At 66.1% G+C, this 7,066-nt stretch carries 8 protein-coding genes; 3 read left to right on the forward strand and 5 right to left on the reverse strand.

What is annotated here, in order from left to right:
- The first annotated feature begins 59 nt into the window (after positions 1 to 59).
- Positions 60 to 2,729 (forward strand): Rne/Rng family ribonuclease, encoded by a 2,670-nt coding sequence (locus tag KAK09_RS11610; protein WP_210879106.1) that lies wholly within the window; start codon positions 60 to 62, stop codon positions 2,727 to 2,729.
- A gap of 41 nt (positions 2,730 to 2,770) precedes the next feature.
- Here KAK09_RS11610 and KAK09_RS11615 read toward each other — a convergent pair whose 3' ends face one another.
- Positions 2,771 to 3,001 (reverse strand): sulfurtransferase TusA family protein, encoded by a 231-nt coding sequence (locus KAK09_RS11615; protein WP_210879107.1) that lies wholly within the window; start codon positions 2,999 to 3,001, stop codon positions 2,771 to 2,773.
- Positions 3,002 to 3,094: 93 nt separating this feature from the next.
- Between KAK09_RS11615 and KAK09_RS11620 the strand changes: the two genes are divergently transcribed.
- Positions 3,095 to 3,847, forward strand: coding sequence for a cytochrome c biogenesis CcdA family protein (locus tag KAK09_RS11620; RefSeq protein WP_210879115.1), 753 nt, complete (start codon positions 3,095 to 3,097; stop codon positions 3,845 to 3,847).
- 4 nt (positions 3,848 to 3,851) lie between these two features.
- On the opposite strand, the gene dtd is transcribed toward KAK09_RS11620, so the two are convergent.
- Positions 3,852 to 4,289: a D-aminoacyl-tRNA deacylase gene (dtd, locus tag KAK09_RS11625; protein WP_210879108.1), complete on the reverse strand. Its 438-nt coding sequence runs from the start codon at positions 4,287 to 4,289 to the stop codon at positions 3,852 to 3,854.
- Positions 4,290 to 4,377: 88 nt separating this feature from the next.
- On the opposite strand from dtd, the gene KAK09_RS11630 reads away from it, so the two are divergent.
- Positions 4,378 to 4,794, forward strand: a complete 417-nt coding sequence (locus tag KAK09_RS11630; protein ID WP_210879109.1) for an Hsp20/alpha crystallin family protein — start codon at positions 4,378 to 4,380, stop codon at positions 4,792 to 4,794.
- Positions 4,795 to 4,849: 55 nt separating this feature from the next.
- Here KAK09_RS11630 and KAK09_RS11635 read toward each other — a convergent pair whose 3' ends face one another.
- From KAK09_RS11635 to KAK09_RS18775, 3 genes are all read right to left on the reverse strand, one after another.
- Positions 4,850 to 5,524 (reverse strand): nitroreductase, encoded by a 675-nt coding sequence (locus KAK09_RS11635; protein ID WP_210879110.1) that lies wholly within the window; start codon positions 5,522 to 5,524, stop codon positions 4,850 to 4,852.
- A complete protein-coding gene (locus KAK09_RS11640; protein ID WP_210879111.1) occupies positions 5,524 to 6,630 on the reverse strand; it encodes a TFIIB-type zinc ribbon-containing protein in 1,107 nt (368 codons plus the stop codon). Before KAK09_RS11640 ends, KAK09_RS11635 begins: the two co-directional genes overlap by 1 nt.
- A gap of 18 nt (positions 6,631 to 6,648) precedes the next feature.
- Positions 6,649 to 7,066, reverse strand: a 418-nt coding sequence (locus KAK09_RS18775; protein WP_247651182.1) for a DUF4339 domain-containing protein, incomplete at its 5' end; no start/stop codon positions are given.

Consider the following 7,066-nt stretch of genomic DNA (forward strand, 5'->3'; position numbering starts at 1 on the left):
TTGCCGCACCGCTCCGCGCCCCCAGGGCGCAGGGATGTGCCGCCGTGCAATTGGAACACATGCCCAAGAAAATGCTTATTGATGCCACCCACGCGGAGGAAACCCGCGTCGTGGTGGTGGATGGAAACAAGGTCGAGGAATTCGACTTTGAATCGGAGAACAAGCGCCAGCTAGCCGGCAACATCTATCTTGCCAAGGTTACCCGCGTCGAGCCGTCGCTTCAGGCGGCCTTTGTGGAATATGGCGGCAATCGCCACGGTTTTCTCGCCTTCTCGGAGATCCACCCGGATTACTATCAGATCCCCGTGGCCGACCGCGAGGCGCTGATGGCCGAGGAAGAGGCGCTTGCCCGCGCACAGGAGGAAGAGGACGAGCGGCCCAAGGGCAAGCGTTCGGTCACGCGCGGGCGCTCGCGCTCGCGTTCCAGCGCCGAAAAGACCAAGACGCAGGATGCGGTGACCAGCGCGGAAATCTCCGGGATGGAAACCATCGACCTCGATAATGGCGAGACCGGCGACCCGGCGACGGATGTGATCCCAGAGGCGACGTCGCCGATGGAACGCGTGGTCGAGACCCCGGTGGAAGAGCCGGTGGACGACACCCCCGCACCCGAGGCCGCCGCACCCGAGGCGGACGAGGACGCCCCGGCCGAGTCCGACCCCGCCGACGAGGATACCCGCGACCACGCCGCCCAGGATGACAGCATCGAATCTGTCGCCGATGAGGACGACAGCGACGATATCCGCCCCGTCCGCAAGCCCCGCGCGCGTCGCTACAAGATCCAGGAGGTCATCAAGGTCCGCCAGATCATGCTGGTGCAGGTCGTCAAGGAAGAACGTGGCAACAAGGGCGCGGCGCTGACCACCTATCTCTCGCTTGCGGGCCGTTACTGCGTACTGATGCCCAATACCGCGCGTGGCGGTGGCATTTCCCGCAAGATCACCAACGCCGCCGACCGCAAGAAGCTCAAGGAAATCGCCGCCGAGATCGACGTGCCGCGCGGCGCGGGCCTCATCGTGCGCACCGCCGGTGCGCAGCGCACCAAGGCCGAGATCAAGCGCGATTACGAGTATCTCCAGCGGCTCTGGGAACAGATCCGGGAACTCACGCTGAAATCCATCGCACCGGCCAAGATCTACGAAGAGGGCGACCTCATCAAACGTTCGATCCGCGACCTCTACAACCGCGATATCGACGAGGTTCTTGTCGAGGGCGAGCGCGGCTATCGCATCGCCAAGGACTTCATGAAGATGATCATGCCGTCCCACGCAAAGAACGTGAAACATTACGTGGACCCGATGCCGCTTTTTGCCCGCCACCAGGTCGAAAGCTATCTCAGCGGCATGTTCAACCCCACGGTGCAACTGCCCTCGGGCGGCTATATCGTGATCGGCGTGACCGAGGCGCTTGTGGCCATCGACGTCAACTCGGGCCGCGCCACCAAGGAAGGCTCGATCGAGGAGACCGCGCTCAAGACCAACCTTGAGGCCGCCGAAGAGGTGGCGCGTCAGTTGCGCCTGCGCGATCTGGCGGGCCTCATCGTGATCGACTTCATCGACATGGACGAACGGCGCAACAACGCCTCGGTGGAAAAACGCCTCAAGGACAAGCTCAAGACCGACCGCGCGCGCATCCAGGTGGGCCGCATCTCTGGTTTCGGCCTCATGGAAATGAGCCGCCAGCGTCTGCGTCCGGGGATGCTGGAGGCCAGCACACAGCCCTGCCCGCATTGCCACGGCACCGGGCTCATCCGCTCCGATGACAGCATGGCGCTCTCGATCCTGCGCCAGATCGAGGAAGAGGGCACGCGCCGCCGCTCGCGCGAGGTTCTGGTGCGCGCGCCCGTTTCCATTGCCAATTTCCTGATCAACCAGAAGCGCGAGCATATCGCCCAGATCGAGATGCGCTATGGCCTGTCGGTGCGCATCGAGGGTGACCCGGCTCTGGTCAGCCCCGATTTCACGCTCGAAAAGTTCAAGACCGCAACGCGCGTCGTGCCTGAACCGGTCACGCAATTCGTTTCGGGCGGTGTCGCGCTGATGGACGAGATCGACAGCGCCAGCGAAATCGAGGAGGAAGACGAGGAGGACGTGGCAGAGGCCGCGCCCGAGACCGGCGAAAACGGGGACAAGCCCAGGAAGAAGCGCCGCCGCTCGCGCAGCCGCAAGCGCAAGCCGCGCGCGAATGGCGAGGCGCAGGACGAGGAGGCACTGGTCGAGGAGGCGCCCGTGGCAGAGGCTTTGCCTGCGAGCGAAGCCGTTGTGGAGGCAGACGCAGCCGTTGTGAAAGCAGAGGCGGTTGTGGAAGCAGAGAATCAGGCCGCGCCCGAGCCGGCCAAGCCCAAATCCCGCTCACGCTCGCGCAAGAAGCCGGTGACGGCGACCGAAGATGCGGCGGCACCCCAGCCCGAGGGCACGCCCGTGACGGACGCGGATCCCGTGGCCGGGACGGAAACGAAGCCCAAGCGCCGGACAGTCTCGCGCCGCAAGAAGACGGAAGAGGCGCAACCGGTCGAGGCCGCACCCGCGCCAGATCCGGAACCTGTCGCTGCACCGGTGACGCAAGAGCCCGTCGTGGCGCTGAGCGAACCCACCCCCGAAGCTGTGGCCGAAGAGCCCGCCCCGCAGCCGGTGGCCGAAGAGGTGCCTGTCGCACCTGCCACCGCCGCAGGACAGGCCGGAGATGATGACTCCAAGCCCAAACGTCGCGGGTGGTGGTCTTTAGGCTGATCCGACAGCGCCCCGGCCCCTTCGGGCCGGGGCGCCTCGTATCAGCCGCCTTTGCGGATCACATAAGTCTGGACCCCGTCCGCCTCTGCCGCGGATACCAGCACATGCCCGCTCTCGGCGCAGAAATGCGGCACGTCGATCACCGCTGCCGGATCATCCGCCTGCATCGCGATCTCGTCTCCTAACCCAAGCGATTTCAGCCGCTTGCGCAGCTTCAGAACAGGGAGCGGACACAACAGCCCGCGCGCGTCAAGGGTCTCTTTCGGGGTCATGCGCCCTGAGATAGCGGCCTTGTTACAGCCTGTCCACAGGGTTGTGACACCGTGCCCCGTGACGTTGCACCCGCAACCGGCTATGTGTGCCCCATGTTCGGAATCGAGATCATCGACGCGGCGCTTATGCCCGCTATGTTCGTGGCGCTTCTGGCGGGGGTGATTTCCTTCCTCAGCCCCTGTGTGCTGCCCATCGTGCCGCCCTATCTGGCCTATATAAGCGGGATCAGCCTCAATGAGCTGTCCGAAAACAGCCATGCGCGCGCCCGCGCCGTCATCCCGGCGCTTTTCTTCGTGCTTGGCCTTTCGACGGTGTTTCTGTTCCTTGGCTTTACGGCCTCGGCGCTCGGGCGGGCCTTCCTGCAATACCAGGACTGGTTCAACACCATTGCAGGCGTCATGGTTATGGCGTTCGGCGCGCATTTCGTCGGGGTTTACCGGATCGGCTTTCTCGACCGTGAGGCGCGGCTTGATGCAGGTGATCGGGGCGGTTCGTCGCTCGGGGCCTATGTGCTGGGGCTGGCCTTTGCCTTCGGCTGGACGCCCTGCATCGGCCCGCAGCTTGGCGCGATCCTGTCGCTTGCCGCGACAGAGGCCAATATCGCGCGCGGCACGACGCTCCTGGCGGTCTATGCCATTGGCCTCGGCGTGCCCTTCCTGCTGGTTGCGGCCTTCCTGCCGCGTCTGACCGGTCTCATGGGCTGGATGAAGCGGCATATGGAACGGATCGAGCGGGTAATGGGGCTGCTTTTGTGGACCATCGGCCTTCTGATGCTGACCGGCGGATTCTCGGCCTTCTCCTTCTGGCTGCTCGAGACCTTCCCGGCGCTCGCCGTGCTCGGCTGAGGCTTCAACTTTCCATCCAGATCGTGACGGGGCCGTCATTGACAAGGCGCACCCGCATGTCGCCCGCAAATTGCCCCGTCTCCACCGGCACGCCAAGCGCAGCGAGCGCGCCTGCAAAATGCTCGTAAAGGCGGCGCCCCTCCTCTGGCGCGGCGGCGGTCGAGAAGCCGGGTCGATTGCCGCGCGAGGTGTCGGCGGCCAGCGTGAACTGGCTCACCACCAGCGCCCCCCCGCCGATATCGAGAACCGAGCGGTTCATCCGTCCTTCCTCGTCGCGGAAGATGCGCAGCCTCGCGACCTTGCCCGCCAGCCGCTCTGCCGCAACCTCGGTATCGCCCTGCATGGCGCAGACAAGGATCATGAGCCCCGCGCCACAGCGCCCGATGCTCTCGCCGTCAACCGTTACCTCGGCCTCGCTTACCCGTTGCAAAAGCGCGCGCATGTCCCCTCCATCCTTGATGCGCATCAAGGCGACGCGCGTCCGGTGACGATAGAGTGACTGCGCAAGCAACGTAAAGGAGGATGCCGCAATGGTTGAAAAATCGCATGTCGCGGGCTTCTGGCCGCAGCTTTCCGAACCGTTTCGCAATTTTGGTGCGCGCGTGGCCGACTGGCTTGCGCCCGCTTCGGACGCTTCTTGCAATGAGTCCGCCTATCGCATCTCGATCGAGCTGCCAGGCGTCGAGGAAAAGGATATTGAGCTGTCCGTTCATGATGGCGTGGTGACGGTCAAGGGCGAGAAATCCGCCAGCCGCGAAGAGAAGGGCGAGACCTGGTTCTTTTCCGAGCGCCAGTATGGCAGTTTCAGCCGCTCCTTCCGCCTGCCCGCCGATGCCGATGGCGACAAGGTCGAGGGGCATCTGAAGGATGGCGTGCTGATTGTCACCATCCCCAAGCGCGAGGGCGAGGTCGCGGGCGGACGCAAGGTCGAGATCCGGCGCGGGTAGGACCGGCGGCCAGCCCGGCGGGGGCGGGTGTCCCCGCGCGGCGCAACGTGTACCGCTAGCCGCGCAGGTCGAGCACCTCTGCAAGCGCCGCCCGCGTGGTGCGGAAGCCGTTGACGGGGTGCGCCGGATCGGGCCAGCCAAAGGAGATGGCGCAAAGGATCAGCCGACGCTCGGGCAGGCCGAAATGCGCCCGGATCATGGGCGCATAGGCCGCCACCGAGGCTTGCGCGATGCTGCCCACGCCCAAAGCGGCCGCCGCCAGCATGAAAGCGGTGACAAAGCCGCCCGTATCCATCGCGCCGTAAGGCCCAAGCGCGGCCTCGGCATGAACAAGGGCCACATGCGGCGCGCCGAACAGGCGGTAATTCTCCATGCTTTGTTCGGCGCGGGCGGCGCGGTCCTCGCGCGCGATGCCCACTGCCTCGTAGAGTTGCAGACCACATTCACGCCGCCGCGCGCCATGCGCGCCCGGATAGCCCTCGGGCCAGGGCAGATCGGGGCGGGGCGTGCCATGAGCCACCTCCGAGAGCAGCGCCTCGCGGAAGCGCGCCGTCTCGGTGCCCTGAGTCACCACCACCTTCCAGGGCTGCGCATTGCACCACGAGGGTGCGCGCCCCGCCGCGCTGACGATGCGCGCGATGGTATCCTGGGGCACCGGGTCGGGGCGAAAGGCGCGGCAGGAATGGCGGGCGGAAAGAAGATGCTCCAACCCTTCGATTTCGCTTGTCATCAGAAGCCTCCCTCCATCGCCACCACATAACCGATGGCCCCCGCCACGATCGCGCCGATAAACACGACAAAGGCGATCTTCCACGCCGACCAGGGACGCTCGCCCTGCACGCGGCCCGTGCGCGCGTTGACCACGAAACGATAGGTCTCGCCCCGGTATCTGTAGGCGGCAAGCCAGACGGGCAGCAGCACATGCTTGAATGTGACCGCGCGCACGGCGGTGTCAATGGCATGAATGCGTTGCCGGTCGCCGCCGATGTCAAAGCGCACGTCGCGCGCGATCACCGCGTCCATATGGGCGCGTGCCTCGGCAAAGCCCGTCTCGAGATCGACATTGTAGCCCTCGGCGCGAAAGCCTGCGAGATATTCGGGCGCATACGGCTCCAGCGCCGAAAGATCCCACGGCTCCAGCGCATCCGTAAAGCGTTTGGGCAAGGAGGTCGAGGCCAGCACCAGCACATCGTCGAAGAACCGCGCCACGCGCCCCGAGACGGCGCGCCAGCGCACCCTGGCCACCTGCACCTGTCGGCGCTTGCCGTTCTGGATCACCGTCTGCGTCTGGTAATGGACCGTGCCGCGCTCGCCGCGATACTGGCTGTCGGTCTGCGCGTCAAACGTCCAGTAGGGCACATAGATGCCCTGCATCCTGCGCCCCTTGCGGGCATAGTCCTGCAACCCCGAGGGCGCGAACCAGAGCCGGCCCAGCCAGTCGGTCATCGCGCGACGCGCGGCGAATTCGTCAAGGGCAAAGGGCAGCAGCGCGCGCGGCTTGATATGCCGGTGCAACCCGGTATCGGTCATCACCGGCGAGGCGCAGAACGGGCATTCGGTGGCATGGATGTCGGACCCAAGCTCGACCTGCGCGCCGCAGTTGGTGCAGGTCACCACCCGCGTCTCCTCGATTTCCTGAGCGGGAAGCTGGTCGCGCAGCGCGGCGGCAAAATCAAGCTCGCGGATGCCGCCCTGCCAGAGGCCAGCGTTGCCGATCTCGGCCACATCGCCGCAATGATCGCAGACCAGCCGCCCGCTACCCGGATCGTAACGGTAATCCGCCCCGCAGCTTGCGCAGGGAAAGCGGTGCTCGGCGGGGGCCGTGGTCAGGCTCATGAGGTCTTGCACGATCGCTCAGGCGGCGGGGGGAGGGGGCGGGGGCAGGACGGTGAAAAGCTGTGCCAGTTCCGTCACATCCTCGGCGCGCTTCCAGCCGTCCTGACCGGCGGTCCAGACATGGCTGTCGCGGGTGAGCTTGCCCTCTGTCACCATACGCCCGAGACCGGCCTTGGAATAGGGGCCGTGGGTCTGTCCGTTCTCGGCGATGTGCCAGACATGCTCGACCGGCGGCGGGGGCGGGGGTGGTGCGGCGGGGGGGGGGGGGGGGGGCGCCCCCCCCCCCCCCCCGCCCCCCCCCCCCCCCGCCCCGCCGATGGCACCGCCCGCACCGACGCCCACATGGCTGAAATCGCTTGCGGCCACCACAAAAACCGACTGCGCGGCGTGACCATCGCCGCCGTCGATGTTCACCCGCGTGTCGGCGCCTATATCC

It is taken from the genome of Roseovarius autotrophicus (assembly GCF_018069895.1).
Classification (GTDB): Bacteria; Pseudomonadota; Alphaproteobacteria; order Rhodobacterales; family Rhodobacteraceae; genus Roseovarius; species Roseovarius autotrophicus.

What these genes read in the sequence shown, in the direction of transcription:
- KAK09_RS11610 (WP_210879106.1), top strand. Translation starts at nt 60, where the DNA reads ATGCCCAAGAAAATGCTTATTGATGCCACCCACGCGGAGGAAACCCGC.
- KAK09_RS11615 (WP_210879107.1), bottom strand. Translation starts at nt 3,001, where the DNA reads ATGACCCCGAAAGAGACCCTTGACGCGCGCGGGCTGTTGTGTCCGCTC.
- KAK09_RS11620 (WP_210879115.1), top strand. Translation starts at nt 3,095, where the DNA reads ATGTTCGGAATCGAGATCATCGACGCGGCGCTTATGCCCGCTATGTTC.
- dtd (WP_210879108.1), bottom strand. Translation starts at nt 4,289, where the DNA reads ATGCGCGCGCTTTTGCAACGGGTAAGCGAGGCCGAGGTAACGGTTGAC.
- KAK09_RS11630 (WP_210879109.1), top strand. Translation starts at nt 4,378, where the DNA reads ATGGTTGAAAAATCGCATGTCGCGGGCTTCTGGCCGCAGCTTTCCGAA.
- KAK09_RS11635 (WP_210879110.1), bottom strand. Translation starts at nt 5,524, where the DNA reads ATGACAAGCGAAATCGAAGGGTTGGAGCATCTTCTTTCCGCCCGCCAT.
- KAK09_RS11640 (WP_210879111.1), bottom strand. Translation starts at nt 6,630, where the DNA reads ATGAGCCTGACCACGGCCCCCGCCGAGCACCGCTTTCCCTGCGCAAGC.